This window comes from Corynebacterium sp. HMSC075F02, assembly GCF_001838335.1.
GTDB classification, from domain to species: domain Bacteria; phylum Actinomycetota; class Actinomycetes; order Mycobacteriales; family Mycobacteriaceae; genus Corynebacterium; species Corynebacterium jeikeium_D.
Genome location: NZ_KV836308.1, coordinates 119,936 through 135,049, shown reverse-complemented (window position 1 = coordinate 135,049; position 15,114 = coordinate 119,936). Strand labels below are relative to the sequence as shown.

Annotated in this window: 10 protein-coding genes and 4 tRNA genes; 4 read left to right on the top strand and 10 right to left on the bottom strand. The window is 60.5% G+C overall.

What is annotated here, in order from left to right:
• Positions 1-106: 106 nt before the first annotated feature.
• The 4 genes from HMPREF2920_RS03715 to HMPREF2920_RS03700 form a co-directional block, all read right to left on the bottom strand.
• Positions 107-179, bottom strand: a tRNA-Arg gene (locus HMPREF2920_RS03715).
• 232 nt (positions 180-411) lie between these two features.
• Positions 412-4,071 carry a phosphoribosylformylglycinamidine synthase gene (locus tag HMPREF2920_RS03710; protein WP_070854021.1) on the bottom strand — a complete coding sequence of 1,220 codons (3,660 nt, stop codon included), beginning with the start codon at positions 4,069-4,071 and terminating at the stop codon, positions 412-414.
• Positions 4,072-4,639: 568 nt separating this feature from the next.
• Positions 4,640-4,715, bottom strand: a tRNA-Arg gene (locus tag HMPREF2920_RS03705).
• A 3-nt stretch (positions 4,716-4,718) separates the two neighbouring features.
• Positions 4,719-4,810: transfer RNA gene (locus HMPREF2920_RS03700), tRNA-Ser, on the bottom strand.
• A 211-nt stretch (positions 4,811-5,021) separates the two neighbouring features.
• Here HMPREF2920_RS03700 and HMPREF2920_RS03695 point away from each other — a divergent pair.
• A complete protein-coding gene (locus HMPREF2920_RS03695; RefSeq protein ID WP_049189771.1) occupies positions 5,022-6,161 on the top strand; it encodes a histidinol-phosphate transaminase in 1,140 nt (379 codons plus the stop codon).
• Positions 6,162-6,175: 14 nt separating this feature from the next.
• Here the strand turns inward: HMPREF2920_RS03695 and HMPREF2920_RS03690 are convergent, their stop codons facing one another.
• The 5 genes from HMPREF2920_RS03690 to HMPREF2920_RS03670 all read right to left on the bottom strand — a co-directional run bounded on the left by HMPREF2920_RS03690 (position 6,176) and on the right by HMPREF2920_RS03670 (position 10,275).
• The gene (locus tag HMPREF2920_RS03690) at positions 6,176-7,069 is read right to left on the bottom strand and encodes a hypothetical protein (protein WP_246821100.1); all 894 of its coding nucleotides are present in this window, start codon (positions 7,067-7,069) and stop codon (positions 6,176-6,178) included.
• Positions 7,062-7,805, bottom strand: coding sequence for a hypothetical protein (locus HMPREF2920_RS03685; RefSeq protein WP_070854019.1), 744 nt, complete (start codon positions 7,803-7,805; stop codon positions 7,062-7,064). Before HMPREF2920_RS03685 ends, HMPREF2920_RS03690 begins: the two co-directional genes overlap by 8 nt.
• A 286-nt stretch (positions 7,806-8,091) precedes the next feature.
• On the bottom strand, positions 8,092-8,820 hold the full coding sequence (locus tag HMPREF2920_RS03680; protein WP_049189774.1) for a hypothetical protein: 729 nt from the start codon (positions 8,818-8,820) through the stop codon (positions 8,092-8,094).
• A 62-nt stretch (positions 8,821-8,882) separates the two neighbouring features.
• Positions 8,883-9,650 (bottom strand): DUF11 domain-containing protein, encoded by a 768-nt coding sequence (locus HMPREF2920_RS03675; RefSeq protein WP_049189775.1) that lies wholly within the window; start codon positions 9,648-9,650, stop codon positions 8,883-8,885.
• Positions 9,651-10,190: 540 nt separating this feature from the next.
• A tRNA-Ser gene (locus HMPREF2920_RS03670) sits at positions 10,191-10,275 on the bottom strand.
• Between the two features lie 198 nt (positions 10,276-10,473).
• Between HMPREF2920_RS03670 and HMPREF2920_RS03665 the strand changes: the two genes are divergently transcribed.
• A complete protein-coding gene (locus HMPREF2920_RS03665) occupies positions 10,474-11,442 on the top strand; it encodes an NAD(P)H-quinone oxidoreductase (RefSeq protein ID WP_048732059.1) in 969 nt (322 codons plus the stop codon).
• Between the two features lie 16 nt (positions 11,443-11,458).
• Here the strand turns inward: HMPREF2920_RS03665 and HMPREF2920_RS03660 are convergent, their stop codons facing one another.
• Complete coding sequence (locus tag HMPREF2920_RS03660) at positions 11,459-12,727, bottom strand: aminotransferase class V-fold PLP-dependent enzyme (RefSeq protein ID WP_070549347.1); 1,269 nt, start codon at positions 12,725-12,727, stop codon at positions 11,459-11,461.
• A gap of 471 nt (positions 12,728-13,198) precedes the next feature.
• Here HMPREF2920_RS03660 and HMPREF2920_RS03655 point away from each other — a divergent pair, with 471 nt between their 5' ends.
• Together HMPREF2920_RS03655 and HMPREF2920_RS03650 are read left to right on the top strand one after the other, a co-directional pair.
• Positions 13,199-14,167: a galactan export ABC transporter permease subunit Wzm/RfbD gene (locus tag HMPREF2920_RS03655; protein WP_083307902.1), complete on the top strand. Its 969-nt coding sequence runs from the start codon at positions 13,199-13,201 to the stop codon at positions 14,165-14,167.
• Positions 14,168-14,213: 46 nt separating this feature from the next.
• The gene (locus tag HMPREF2920_RS03650) at positions 14,214-14,996 is read left to right on the top strand and encodes a galactan export ABC transporter ATP-binding subunit Wzt/RfbE (protein WP_038627279.1); all 783 of its coding nucleotides are present in this window, start codon (positions 14,214-14,216) and stop codon (positions 14,994-14,996) included.
• The last annotated feature ends 118 nt before the right edge of the window (positions 14,997-15,114 follow it).

The window sequence follows — 15,114 nt, the reverse complement described above, 5'->3', positions numbered from 1 at the left end:
CCCGGAAAAGACACACTTTTCTTTACTTAACCCTAACCCGCCAGAAAACCATCGATAAGTCAGGCAGACAAAAAGACCCGCACCTTATCGGCGCGGGTCTGCATTGTGCGCCCGAAGGGATTCGAACCCCTAACCTTCTGATCCGTAGTCAGATGCTCTATCCGTTGAGCTACGGGCGCATTTTGTTGTTATTCAGCGACTCTGGGGTAATCCCCTCGGCCCCTGCAACGAATAGATACTTTACTCATCCTGCTAAGTTTTACAAAATCGCCTGTTCAAGCAACCTTTTCGGCACTTATTCAAGTACATATTCGTTGCACATTAACAACAGGTTTCGTAGCGGTTACCCCGGCCTATCCGAACAGGACCGACCGAGGTACCCCTGACCGAGGTAACGAAGAAACCGAGGAACTACTCGCCGCGGACCCAGCGGACAGCGTTGCCAAAGATGTCCTGCTCACCAATGCCCGGAATGTTGCGCATCAGGCCTTCGCGGAAACGCTCCGGGTGGCCCATCTTGCCCAGAATCCTGCCGTCAGCACTGACAATGCCCTCAATGGCGTAGGAGGAACCGTTCGGGTTGGCTGGCGCTGTCATCGTCGGCACGCCCTCGGCATCGCCGTCGGCATCGACGTACTGGAAAGCGACCTGACCGGCCTCGAACAGGCGGCGGGCCTCGTCCTCGGAAACCACGAAACGGCCCTCACCGTGAGAAACCGGCATGAGGTGGGTCTGGCCTGGCTCGAAACCACGCAGCCACGGGGAATTCACGGTCGCGACGCGAGTAGTAGCGATGCGGGAAACGTGACGCAGCTGGCGGTTGTGGGCCAGGGTCGGCGAGTCCTCGCGGAGCTGCGCAGGGTCGCCGTACGGCAGGAAGCCGGACTTGACCAGCGCCTGGAAACCGTTACAAATACCGAGCACAAGACCGTTGTCGGCCACGAACTCCTTGACGGCGGCTGCGACATCGTCGGAACGCAGGAACGCGGCGATGAACTTGGCGGATCCGTCCGGCTCATCACCCAGGGAGAAGCCACCGGAGAATGCCAGGATGTCGGAGTCCTGAAGCTTCTCGATGAACGCCTTCGTGTCCTCCGCCAGCATTGCCGGGGTCAGGTTGCGGATTACGTGGAACTCGTAGGTAGCGCCAGCAGCGACGAATGCCTCGGCCATGTCGTACTCGGAGTTGGTACCCGGGAAGACCGGCAGCAACACGTGGACATCCTTCTTGCCCGGGCTCTGCAGGTCAGTCTTGGTCTCGCTGACCTGGTTAGCGAACTCCGGCAGGGCCTCGCCCTCGTAGTCATTGAGCGGGAAGACCTCACGGTAACCGGACTCCATTGCCTCCAGAGCCTCGGCGACAGTGAAGGACTCCTCACCGAAGCGCAGCGTGCCCGACTCGTCGGTGGCACCGATCTTCACAGCACCCTCAACAGCACCCTCAACATCCTGACCAGCCGGAACAGCCACAACGATGGAGCCCAGCGGAGCCTCCGGGAGGGATACCTCCAGGCCCACGCCATTGCCCACAGCCATGTTGACCAGGGTCGCAGCCAGATCCGCGTTAGTAACAGCCGAGGCCGCAGCCGGCCGCAGCTCGCGCACAGCAGCAAATAGTGCGTTGAGCTGCTCGTAGTTCGGCTCCCCGGACTCGAGCGGCTTGTGCGCAAACAGGTAGAGGTCGAAGTTACCTGCCGGGATTGCAGCAGAGACAGCGTCGGTCTCGTCCATCGCGGCAACTGCGAAGGTCACCAGGGTCGCCGGCACGTGCAGGTCCTCGCCGTAGGTGCCGGACATGGAGTCCTTACCGCCAATGGCCGCAACCTGGAAGCCGTCCTGAGCCTCGAGCAGGCCGAGCAGAGCCTGCGCAACCTCGCCCCAGCGCTGCGGATCCTGGTCCAGGCGCTGGAAGTACTCCTGCACACTCAGCCAGGCACCGCGCGGATCGCCACCGGCCGCTGCGAGCTTAGCCAGTGCCTCCACGACGGAGTAGGAACCCATGAGGTACGGGGACTCGTCGGCAAGCGATGGCGAGTAACCCCAGGTCATGATGGACGCGGTGCTCGTGCCGCCATCGACCGGCAGCGTCTGGATCGACGCCTGCTCGTCGGTCTTCTGCGTCGCACCGCCGTACGGCATGAGCACGGTGGAGCGGCCGACGGTCGAGTCGAACTGCTCGATCATGCCCTCCTGGGAGCCCGCCGTCGCCGCACGCAGCGACTCCAGTACGCTCGTCGGAGCCTGCTTTACGACGCCGCCCTCCGCAGCAACCATCTCGACGTTCTGGGCGCGGTCGGCGCCGTTGGTGTCGATGAACTCACGGGAGAGGTCGAAGACGACCTCGCCGCCCATGAACATGCGCAGCCGACCGGTGTCGGTGATGTCTGCCAGCGCGACGGCCTCGATGTTCTCTTCGGCAGCGGCGGCGATGATGAAGTCGGCGTCCTCCGGGCGCACGACCAGCGCCATGCGCTCCTGAGACTCGGAAATCGCGATTTCGCGGGCATTCAGACCGGCGTACTTCAGCGGCACGCGCTCGAGGTGAATGTCGATGGAGTCAGCCAGCTCACCGACCGCAACGGACACGCCACCTGCACCAAAGTCATTACAGCGGACAATCTTGGTGGTGACGTCCTCGCGGCGGAACAGGCGCTGAATCTTGCGCTCGTTGACCGGGTTACCCTTCTGCACCTCGGCACCGGAACGGCCCAGCGAGTCCTCATCGTGAGCCTTGGACGAGCCAGTCGCACCGCCGACACCGTCACGGCCGGTGCGGCCACCGAGCATGATCACCACATCGCCCGGCGCAGGTTCGAGGCGCTTGACGTTGTCTGCCGGGGCAGCGGCGACGACGGCACCGAGTTCCATTCGCTTAGCGACGTATCCCGGGTGGACCAGCTCGCGCACACCAGTGGTGGCCAGACCGATCTGGTTGCCGTAGGAGGAGTAGCCGGCTGCGGCGCGGGAGGAAATATCGCGCTGCGGCAGCTTGCCCTCGAGGGTCTGCTCGCGCGGAGTGTTGATGTCACCTGCGCCAGATAGACGCATGGCCTGGTAGACCCACGAGCGACCCGACAGCGGGTCGCGGATTGCGCCACCGAGACAGGTCGAGGCACCACCGAATGGCTCGATCTCGGTCGGGTGGTTGTGGGTCTCGTTCTTGAACATGAGGAGCCACTTGCGGTCATCGCCCTCGACGTCGACGTAGACGGAGCAGGCGTTGATTTCTTCGGAGACTTCCTGGTCATCCATGACACCCGTGCGACGCAGTTCGCGGCCCATGATGGTGCCCATGTCCATCAAGGAGCGTGGCTTGTGCGTGCGACCGTTGAGCTCACGCAGCTCGTCGTAGCGACGCAGCGCGCGGTCGAGCTGTGCGGCAAAGCGCGGCTCGTTGTTCTCGATGGAGGTCAGCTCGGTGTTGAAGGTGGTGTGGCGGCAGTGGTCCGACCAGTAGGTATCCAGCGCGGACAGCTCTACCTCGGTCGGGGTGCGGCCCTCGGAGCGGAAGTAATCCTGGATGGTCTTCAGGTCGGCCAGCGACATGGCCATGCCGTCGGCTGCGAGCAGCTCGGCCAGGCCTTCGTCATCCAGCTCGGTGAAGCCCGGGTACTCCTTCAGCGGCTCAATCTCGCCCATGCTCGGACGGCGCAGGACGCTCAGGTTCTTCTCCCCCGATTCGACCGGGTTGATGAGGAAGGAGCGCACGGCGTCATTCACCGGAGCATCGAAAACATACAGCGTTGCCGAGGTGATCTGCGCCTGCGTTTCCGGGCGGAGCAGGCGCAGGGCCTGCTCGGCGGCATCGGCACGCTGGTCGTACTGGCCAGGCAGCGGCTCGACAGCAAGGTAGTTCCCCAGCTCGGCGGGGGCCGGGAGCTCGACCAGCTCGTCGACACGCGAATCAGCAACTACCGACTCACGCAGCGCGACAAGATCCTCCTCCGTCGCATCGAAAGCATCGTAGAGATAGTAGATTGCCACCTCGCCGTCCTGGCCGATCGAGGACAGCAGCGTAGCTTCCTCATTGCGGAACTCGGGCTTACGGCGAACGGCTAGACGGGCGTCCATCAAGGCTCCTATCGAAATACGGGGAGGGCAACCGGGGTCTAAGTCTATTGCAACTGTTCAGGATAGGAAAATGTCCCCCGGCGTGCGAGGCGGCGCGAGGCGGCGCGGGGCGGAAGCCCCGATTGACCAAGTACAAGGCCAGGCTAATCGGATTCAGCCGGGCAAAGGCTGCGCGGGGGTGTTGGAGGTACGGCCGTGGCGGCTCAGGGAGGTGGCGAGTCGGTCGGCAGGTCCGGGTTGGTGCCTGTTGCTGCGCTTTGCTACCTGTTGCTGCGCGTTGCTGGAGCAAGGGAGCTGGTTCGTTGTCTTATCGATGCATAGTTCACCTATCGATTCGCTATAGCCTGGCCACAAGTGAACAGCGCATCGACAAGTGCACACGTAGCACCCACAGCGCGCGCATAAGTGGCGCAAAACCATCGACAGGCCACGAGAAACCATCGATAAGTGACCGAACCCTGGCCACAAGTGAAGGACCGCGCTGCCCCGCCCCGCAATGCCCCGGCTCGCGCTGCACTGCCAGGTAATAAAAACAAAAAGCCCCGCACCTACAAGGTGCGGGTCTACATGGTGCGCCCGAAGGGATTCGAACCCCTAACCTTCTGATCCGTAGTCAGATGCTCTATCCGTTGAGCTACGGGCGCGTGTGGCGGAGGCGAGAGGATTCGAACCTCCGGCCCGTCGCAAGACAGGCAACTCCTTAGCAGGGAGCCCCATTCGGCCGCTCTGGCACGCCTCCAAAACCACTGGCATCGATCCCGCTTCAGCAAAGCTGTTCGCCATTGCGTGGACGAGACCAAATAACCGCAGCCAATCCTACAGAACACAAGAATTGAAAAGCAAAACACCCGCGGAGCCACCAAATACGGCGCCACAAATAGCGACCACACCTTGGGATTTTGCGGGGATTCTGTACTGCCCAATCCGGGCCATGTTCTACAGTTAGGCCTATGACCAACGATGCATCTTCAGTTCAGCCCAAAACCCGCGCCGACCTCGAGCAGGTTCCGGCCTATGTCCCGGGCAAGGCTGTGCCCGGCGCGCTGAAGATCGCGTCCAATGAAATGACCCAACCGCCACTGCCCTCGGTGGTGGAGGCCATCTCACAGACCATCGCTGACCCAACCACCAGCCCGAACCGCTACCCGGACATGGGCGCGGTTGACCTGCGCATTAAGCTCGGCGAGCACCTGGGTCTGCCCATGGAGCAGGTCGCGGTCGGCTGCGGCTCCTCCGCTCTGTGCCTGCAGCTCGTGCAGGCCACCTGTGAGGATGGGGATGAGGTCGTGTTCCCGTGGCGCAGCTTCGAGGCCTACCCCATTCTCGCTCGCGTCGCCGGGGCTACTCCGGTGCCGGTGCCGCTGGATGCGCAGGGTCGCAATGATCTTTCGGCAATGGCTGCCGCTATCACCGGCCGCACACGCCTGGTTTTCGTCTGTAATCCCAATAACCCGACGGGCACGACCATCACTCTCGCGGCTTTCGCGGAGTTTATGGCGCAGGTTCCGGGCGATGTTGTGGTCGCTCTCGACGAGGCGTACATCGAGCTGGTGGACGAGGCCACTCATGCCGCTACCCCGTTGGCGCATGAGCTGCTGGATACCTACCCCAACCTGGTCGGTTTGCGCACATTCTCCAAGGTCTACGGTTTGGCCGGGCTTCGTGTGGGCTACATGTTCGGCCCGGAGAAGCTTGTGGAGGCCGTGAATAAGGTCGCTATCCCCTTCTCCGTAAACACTCTCGCGCAGATTGCCGCGCTCACCTCGCTCGACGCACAGGAAGAGCTCACCGCCCGCATTGCTGAGGTCCGCGCACAGCGCGTCGCCGTCACAGAGGCCATCAACGCCGCCACCGGCCGCGAGACGGTGCTGCCGAACTCGCAGGCCAACTTCATTTGGATTGACGAGGGGCGGATCGCGAATCTCTCTTTGCTTGACGACGTCTCGGTGGCCACCACCACGGATCTCGGTGACTTCCTGGCGCAGCGCAACATTCTCATCCGCTGCTTTGCCGGCGAAGGTGCTCGCATCACCATCACTACTGAGGAAGAGACCTCGCAGCTGCTGGCTGCGCTAGGAATTGAGCGCTAACAGCTATCGCTCAGCTAGCAGCTACCGGCGCGGCCGGTGGTCGCGCCACCGCTGCGCTCAATCGCCTTTGCGATGCGGTCAAGCATTTGCTGGCCGGTCTCATAGGTGCCGTCGTCAGGCTGGGCTGCGATAGCGACACCAACGAAGGTGCCCGGCTTCTTGCCCGGCAGATAGCCGAACTGTCGCACAAGGTAGACACCTTCATCATCTGGGCCCCACCCACCCTTGAAGTGGGCACCGCGGATGCGTCCGAGGCCGTAGGACTGCTCGTCGGCAATCTGTCCCATGAGGTCAGCGACCTTTGGGCCCGCCTCGATGCACTGCAAATTGGCGCCGAAAATAGCCTGGTCGCGCAAATCCCACTGCGTCTGCCCGAAGACGGTGTATTCCGCACGGATGCGGTCAGTGCCCATGACGGTGCGGGTGTCGTGGCCCTCTCGGAGAATCTCGTCGGTGGTCGCGCCCGCGGTCGCGTCATCGCCCAGGGAGTACCACATGGACTCAGCCGCATCGTTATCGGAAACCGTGATTGCGGATTCGACCAGGGAATCCACGCCCGATTCGCGCACATAAGCCACCGCAATCGGCACCTTGGAGGTAGACCAGGCCGGACCCGTTTTGAAGTCGCCCGTGGAAACCACTTCGGAATCTTTATCCGGCGTTGCCAGAGCGGCGCCGGCCAGACCACCGAGTTCCTTTTGCGCGGACTTCACTGCCTCGACAACTTCGCGAGGCATCTCACCGGGCACAACTTTCCCGTCGGAGGATGCTCCGCCGGGGCCGTCGTCAAGCGGATTGGACAGCGTCGGCGACGGCATGTCCGCCGAGTCGGTGCCGATGGTGCAGGCGCTAAGGCCGAGCGTGACGACGGCGGTTGCGGCCAGAGCTACTCGGAGACGTTTAGACAATGTGCACCGTCGCATTCGTACCGCCGGTGCAAGTGACAACCTCACCGTTATCGCGGCAGGTCATGCTGTATGTCTTGCCAGTTGTTGGGCTGCTAGCGGTGACTGTACCGTTGAGCTTCTTCGTAAGTTGGTACTGCTCAACGAAGGAATTGCGCACGTTGGTGGCAAACTGACAGGTCGTAGTGTTACCACCGACATCTTCTGCATATACCAAGTTCAAATCACCCGGATCGCCCGAGCCGGAGCAGTGACGCCAGTTCGATGGCGGCTGGAACCCTTCAGCGCGACGCTTCTGCTCAGCGGTCGACGACGTGGAAAAATCCTCAGCACTAGCTGACTGAACCGACTGGGGCGAGTTGCTGCCGGCCGAATTCACTCCCTTCGAATCGGAGAAGTAGAAGAAAGCCATTGCGCCGACGAAGAGAGCGACCGCAACGAGCGCCAGGACAATAACCGCGATGGTCAGCCCCTTGTTGTCATTGCTCGGCGCAGCAGCCGGACCAGCTTGCGGACCTGGAACATAGGGGGCGGGGCGGTATGGTTCAGGCTGCTGGGACTGTGAATACTGCTGCTGCAGATACTGCGTTTGCCCCTCAGGCTGCTCCCACTGTGACCCATCCACAGCGCTCCACGCATTTGCCGGCGTATCAGCGGAGGGTTGATCATCTGACGTGCCCGGATTTATGCTCCACTCACCGAACGAGTCGTCCGAGTGGTTGCTCCGATTCGTTGCCATTGTTCGACCTTTTCCTCAATACCGTCCGCCAGCATGACGCTGGGTTTGTATTACAGCAAGACCGAGCTTACCGGTTTTGGCAATTTGCCCGTATTGTTTCAGGCCACAGTACACGTTGGTCGGAGCAATTAAATTACCTCCGCAAAATTACCTGTGGCAGATTTCGGACACACGAAACCCCCGACCGCATGCGACCGGGGGTTTACGTTCTGTAATTCGCTCTCTATCTGGGGAAGTTTTTACTCATCCCTGGAGAACTGCCGCTAATCGCGACCTAGAACAGTCGTTAGAACGGCCACCACGACGGCTTCGCATTCTTGTTCACGACTACCTTTTCGCCGCCAACGACCCAGTTCGCGGTCGGGTTAAAAGCCGCGCCCAAGTTGGCGTAGCCGCCGTTGTCGAACTCACCTTCGTAGTCCGGAGCCCTGTACGTGAAGTCAACGGAGACAGACTTCGAACTGCTGACAGTCGGGTTGTCCTTGAAGGCACCGAGGAAGCCGCCCTCCGTCCAGGACAGGCGCACCTGACGATTACCGTTGCGCTCGGTGTTGACGTACTCCCCCTCCTTCAGCGTGTAAATACCGCCGCCGAGGATATTGTCCTGCGACTGGCGAGTCACACGAACGAGCTCAAAGTCAGCCGGGATGTTGTGGCCGATTCCCCGCAGTTTGCCTTCGCCATTGACGCCGACGACCTCAATACGGATGGTGACCTCGTCACCCGGTCGGGCCTCCTTACCGCGGATAATCTGCGAGTAAACATCAGCAGACCAAATCGGGCCACCGACAGTGCCGAGCTTCACCTTCGGGGCGCTCGAGCCCGGCAGAGTCAGACCAGGCGAATTAAGTCCTGGCGAGTTCAGACTCGGCGAGGGCAGACCCGGGGACTGCGCCATGGCAGGAGCGCCGAAACCGAAGGTCAAGCCAGCTGCGAGGGTAACTGCGGCAATGGCGGTACGGGAGCGACGTCGCGGACGAGAGGCCTTAGTGGTCTGGGCGTGTGCGTTGTACATGTTGAGAAGCTTTCTGTGAGACCTGAGAACTATCGAGATGAAAGTGCGCAGATGGAAACTACTTAGCGGTTAATGCCCGGCGACGGCAGCCCCGGGGACTGGAAGCCCGGCGACTGCAGGCTCGGGGAGCCCAGCGAGCCACCCGGAACACCCGGAATACCCGGAGCCGGCGCCTCCCGCTTCACAGTGAGCTTCGGCCCCATGTCATGCAGCTTCTCCACCTTGTCGCCTGGGTTGAAGTGGATTTCGGTTCCCGTATTCAACGCACCGTCGGCAATCGCGTCCGTGACGCGGTACTGCCACTTGAAACTCACAGTCGACGTGGTCGGGGAGCCCCATGCCTGAAAGATGGTGCCGGCCTTAAACTCCACCGCACCGTTGTTAACGATTTCCAGCCACTTATCCGACTCGTTCGGATCCGCCCAGTCATCGCTGCCGACCTTGTACGTCGCCGAGTTGGCCACGTACTGCAGGCCGTTCGGAATGACATCGGTCATGCGCTGAATGTAGGACTTAAACAGTTTCGGATTGTTGTCCGTGTAGGTCAGAGTAAAGGTCACGACATCGCCAGGCTTGACGACGGCACCCGCGACACCATTGACCTCAACGGATCGCGTCACATTGGAGTTCTTCCAGCTATGCGTCGCGCTGGAGGAACCAGTACCGGTGACTTCACCAATGGCGTCGGTGACAGTCTGAGTGATGGAATCAACGCTCAGCAGGTCCTGAGCATGTGCAGTATTACCGAATCCCGCAAAGGTCATACCTGCGGCTAGAGAGAGTGCAGCAATGCGAGCAATGCTGCGGTTACGTACGGTGCGAGTTGCCATCTGTCACGGGCTCCTTTTAACGATGCGAAGACTTGTGGTCGGAGTAGGCCAACATGGCGGTTCTCCAGCAGGAATGCACGCGTGATGCATCGGCGTGCGGTTCACTTGGCGATAGTTAATACGACACCTATCGACGGCGGCAACAAGTAGCCATTTTTCGAACATCAACCTAAAAATCGAAAACCATGTCGCCACAGCAGTCACACCAGTCACATGTCCGCACATGCATTACAGGTTTGGGCCGGCTGGAATACTTTTAACTATAGAAATACGCACTGCCCTGAAATGGCTGTTCCTCACCGCTGCCAAAATTGCCCCCATTTTCCATCCCGCGACAAAACACCCCAGCTTGCCCCCTGTAACGCTGTTCAGGGGTATCCAAAGAGCCCAATTACATGCCCGTCCGACCACCCCATAACGGGGTTAACCACGAAAGCCTCCCAAAGGTCCGACTATCCGTCGCTGACCTCAGCACATACGCCAACTTTTAAGAGAAATGAAGAAACCCTCGGTAGAACATCTACCGAGGGTTTCTATCTGCGGAAGCAGGGGGATTTGAACCCCCGGAGGTGTGACCCTCGCTGGTTTTCAAGACCAGTGCATTCGGCCGCTCTGCCATACTTCCAACGCCAACATCATAACCGCATACCGCCGTGAGGCAGCAAACGCCCTCATAACACCCCTTGCCAGCACCTTTCGCTAGCCTTCTCATCCCACACCACACCCCAAGCATCCACCTCTACAGACATAACTATTTTTGCTAATTGCAAAAGAGCTTGAAATACCGCGTGCATAACCAGTTTTTGCATTACCTTTGAAGACTATGAAGGCAATCATTCAGACTGATCTTTCCAACCCCCGCGCCCTGGAATGGGCCGATGCTCCGGAACCGACTCTCGAGGATGGGCAGGTGCTGGTCAAGGTCAAGGCCGCTGGCGTAAACCGTGCTGACCTGCTGCAGGCCGCTGGCCACTACCCGCCGCCAAAAGGCGTAACCGACACCCTCGGCCTGGAGTGCGCAGGTGTCATTGAAGAGGTCAAGGGCGACTCCCAGGGCTGGAAAGTCGGCGACGAGGTCTGCTGCCTTCTCTCCGGTGGCGCTTACGCCGAAAAGGTCGCAGTCCCGGCCGGCCAGATTCTCCCCCTGCCACATGGCTACTCCTTCACCGAGGCCGCATCCATCGTCGAGGTTGCCTGCACGGTGTTCTCGAATGTCGTGATGATTGCCGGCCTCAAGGAAGGCGACCTACTGCTGGTCCACGGTGGCGCGGGCGGCATCGGCACTTTCGCTATTCAGATGGCCAAGCGGCTCGGTGCTCGCGTCGCAGTCACCGCCGGTTCAGCGGAGAAGCTGGCTAAGTGCAAGGAGCTCGGCGCCGACATCCTCATCAATTACAAGGAAGAGGACTTCGAGGAGATCGTTGCAGCTGAGGGTGGCGCCAATGTCATTCTGGACATCATGGGCGCAAAGTACCTCGACCGAAACGTCAAGGCCCTGGCGAAGGACGGCCACCTGGTCATCATCGGCATGCAGGGAGGCGTTAAGGGCGAGCTCAACATCGGCCGCCTGCTGAGCAAGCGCGGCTCCATCACCGCCACCGGCCTGCGCTACCGCGATCTCGCTGACAAGGCTCGCATCGTCAACGCCACAGAGGACACCATCTGGCCAATGCTTGCCGACGGCACCGTCACCCCTCAAATTCATGAGGTCATGGATATGCGTGACGCAGCCAAGGCCCACGAACTGCTCGACAGTGGCGCGGTCAGCGGCAAGATTGTGCTGACCGTCTAGTTAGCTGACCGCCTAGTTAACCGAGCGAGGCAACTGCGCGCACGAGCTGGTCAATATCGTGCGGCGTATTGAACGGCTGGAGACCGACCCCCACGGCACCTCCAGCCTCAGCGATGCCCATGGCCTCCAGCAGTGGCGATTCGTATGCATCAACAATGCTGGTCACCAGGCCATTATCCAGCAGCCTGTCCACGACCACCTTCGCCGACACTCCATCGACGAGGAAGCTAACACGCGGAATGTGCTGTGCCCGCGACACACTCGCGAAAGAATCATCTTCGGTATCCATGCCGATGATGTACACCCGCGGCAGGGTCATCAGCGCCGCAATCAGGCGCTCCGACAACGTCGTCAAGTAGCGAGAAACCTGCGGCATCGCCGTTTCAATGCGGTGCCTACGCGACCCCCTCGCCGTGCTATCCAGCGATGCCAGGTGCAGCACCGATTCCGACACCCCACCGAGCAGTGCCGGCGACACCGGGGAAACCTCAATCCGCTCGACGCCGCGCGCATTCGGCACATAGCTTAACGACGTCATGCGCTCGAACATCTCGGGATCCCTGAACACCAAAGCTGCGACCTCAGGCCCGCCCAGCACGGAGGCGTCAACCAGCATGATGTCGGCGCCCAGCTTGCTCATCGACACGTCGCGGTAGGCAACAATATCCGAGGCATCGACCAACACCCAGGCGTTGGAGTGCTCATGCACCCGCCGAGAAATGTCAGCTACCGGCGCGATGGTGCCAACGAACGGATCCGCGGCCGGGACGACAACGAGGCGAGTGCTCTCGTCTACAAGTTCGTCGAACTGCCAGGAGGGCAACGTACCCGAGGACAAGTCGGCCTCAGCAATGCGGACTTGAGCCCCGTAGAGATTGGCTGCCCGGCGTAGTGGTGCGTGTACGACCTGCGAACCGATGCGAGAAATCACCAGGTTAGAGCCGAGAGTCAAGCGTCGACTCATTGCGGACGTGAACTGCTCCATGAGCACCTCACGCGAAGATCCCAACACCACACCGGCGACCGGACCGCCAGTGAGGTCTGCAAAAGCCCGGCGCGCACTGGCGGTCAGTTCCGCTGCAGCGGGAACGCCCGAGCTACGCGACTGACCATGAGCCCCCGCCCCAGTCTCACCTGGAAGGGACTTCTGTGCATTGCGAAATGCAGAGATCATCGCAGCCTGGACACGTTCGGGCACCTGGGTGCGTTGACCCGCATTGAGGTATGTCCACCCGTCGGAAAGCGACGAGTAAGCACCCCTGGTTGTAGGCACATCAAAGGCCATGAAAACCCTTTCCCGGTTTCGAATTCAAGCTGCGATATCTATTTCAGAATTAACCGTGCAATCACCCACGAATCGAGTGTCCATGCCTCGAACCGTGTATCGCTTGCACATCTTAGTTGGAGCCAATTCTATCGAAGCAACCCCCTATAGGATAATCTTTATCCCTTTTTAGTAGTTGCTTAAAATTGGCTGAACTTTTCCTGCCTGTAGCCATGCGCAAGCACTCCCAATGCGTGAATCATATGCACCAGCCGCAGGCCATAAAGCAGTTACAGCGGCGATTGTATGTAAGTTTTCCAGACTCACATAACCAGTCACATAACCAACCGTGGAAACAGCCTCAGAAGCACCACGTAACCACCAATGACGACCATCCCACGCGACCGTTGTTCGCCGTCACGACGTGGAATAATGGCTCGCCCGGCGCTGTCGGTATTCAATCTAATCCGCCCTTGCTAGTAGTTTGGAGACGTGACTAACGCAGAAAATGATTGCCAATCCGCAGACGCAGCCGACCAGCCGGCCAATACTGTGCGCAATGGCTCCGCTATCCGCACGGAGGAAACTCTCCGTCGCGACATTGCGCGCATAACTGACGCAACGGGTGAGGCACCGGCTTTCAAGTCGCGTTCCCGCACCATGGGCGCTGCCTGGCAGGATCTGGTTACCGGCTTCGGCCAGCGTGAGCTGTGGCTGCAGCTGGGCTGGCAGGACATCAAGCAGCGCTACCGCCGCTCCACGCTTGGCCCACTGTGGATCACCATTGCCACCGGCGCGATGGCCCTGGCTCTCGGCCTGCTGTACTCGCTGCTGTTCCAGCAGGAGCTGGCGTTCTTCCTGCCACACGTGACCGTTGGCCTGATCATCTGGGGATTCATCTCCGGCTGCGTGCGCGAGGGCGCAACCGTCTTCATTGAAAACGAAGGCCTGATCAAACAGTTGCCCAGCGCGCTGAGCGTTCACGTCTACAGGCTGGTATGGCGGCAGCTGCTCTTCCTGGCCCACAACATGGTGATCTGGCTGATCCTCGTGCTGGTCTTCCGTCCGGATTTGGGCTGGAACTTCTTCCTGGTCATCCCCGCGATGGCGCTGCTGGTGGTCAACGGTGTGTGGGTGACGATGTTCTTCGGCATCATCGCTACGCGCTACCGCGACGTGGCACCACTGCTGGATTCCCTAATTCAGCTGGTGTTTTACATGACTCCGATTGTGTGGACCACCAAGACACTGGAGGAACAGGGCGGTGCCGTCGCCGAACGCGCACGCATCGCAGAGATCAATCCCCTGTTCCACTACCTGGAAATCATCCGCGCCCCACTGACCGGCCAGCCGGTGGATACCTACCACTGGTGGATCGTCCTCGCCTGCACCGCAGTTGGCCTGTTGCTGGCACTCGGGGCCATGCGCCTGTGGCGCTCCCGCGTGAGCTACTGGGTTTAGGCCGCAAAGGCCGTCGTAAAGCGAATAGAACTAGCAAGGGATAAGCATGGTCAGCATTGATACTTACAACGCGTGCGTTGACTTCCCCATTTTCGACGCCAAATCGCGGTCGATGAAGAAGGCGTTCCTCGGCGCCGCGGGTGGTGCGATTGGCCGCAATGACTCCAATGTCGTGGTCATTGAGGCGCTGAAGGACATCAACATCCATCTGCGCGAGGGCGACCGCGTCGGCTTGGTAGGCCACAACGGAGCGGGTAAATCCACGCTGCTGCGACTACTGTCGGGAATCTATGAGCCCACGCGCGGTGCCGCCGATGTGCGCGGGCGTGTGGCTCCGGTGTTCGACCTCGGTGTCGGCATGGACCCGGAGATCTCCGGCCTGGAAAACATCATCATCCGTGGCCTGTTCCTGGGGCAGACGCGCAAGCAGATGAAATCCAAGCTCGACGAAATCGCAGAATTCACCGAACTCGGCGATTACCTGCACATGCCGCTGCGCACTTACTCCACCGGTATGCGCGTGCGTTTGGCGCTCGGTGTGGTCACGTCCATTGAGCCGGAGATCCTGCTTCTCGACGAAGGCATCGGAGCCGTCGACGCCGCATTCATGGCGAAGGCCCGGACGAAGTTGACCGAATTGGTCGACCGCTCCGGTCTGCTGGTGTTTGCGTCGCACTCGAATGAATTCCTGGCGCAGCTGTGTGACACGGCACTGTGGATTGATCACGGTACGGTTCGACAGGCAGGGCTTGTCGACGAAGTGGTCGAAGCCTACGAAGGTAAAGAAGCCGCCGACCAGGTGCGCAACGTGCTCGCGCAGCGCCGGTAGTAGCTTCGCGGGGAGCCGGGTGCGGGTCCATAGTGGCCTAGCGAGCGGCTCGTGGGCAGATTGCGGGCGGCGCGGATGGTTGGCGAATTGCTCACCCGGAGCAACATGGCAAGATAGA

Bases quoted from the DNA above. Each gene is read 5' to 3' on its own strand.
- HMPREF2920_RS03660 (WP_070549347.1), bottom strand. From the start codon at position 12,727: ATGGCCTTTGATGTGCCTACAACCAGGGGTGCTTACTCGTCGCTTTCC.
- HMPREF2920_RS03665 (WP_048732059.1), top strand. From the start codon at position 10,474: ATGAAGGCAATCATTCAGACTGATCTTTCCAACCCCCGCGCCCTGGAA.
- HMPREF2920_RS03685 (WP_070854019.1), bottom strand. From the start codon at position 7,805: ATGGCAACGAATCGGAGCAACCACTCGGACGACTCGTTCGGTGAGTGG.
- HMPREF2920_RS03695 (WP_049189771.1), top strand. From the start codon at position 5,022: ATGACCAACGATGCATCTTCAGTTCAGCCCAAAACCCGCGCCGACCTC.
- HMPREF2920_RS03650 (WP_038627279.1), top strand. From the start codon at position 14,214: ATGGTCAGCATTGATACTTACAACGCGTGCGTTGACTTCCCCATTTTC.
- HMPREF2920_RS03680 (WP_049189774.1), bottom strand. From the start codon at position 8,820: ATGTACAACGCACACGCCCAGACCACTAAGGCCTCTCGTCCGCGACGT.
- HMPREF2920_RS03675 (WP_049189775.1), bottom strand. From the start codon at position 9,650: ATGGCAACTCGCACCGTACGTAACCGCAGCATTGCTCGCATTGCTGCA.
- HMPREF2920_RS03710 (WP_070854021.1), bottom strand. From the start codon at position 4,071: ATGGACGCCCGTCTAGCCGTTCGCCGTAAGCCCGAGTTCCGCAATGAG.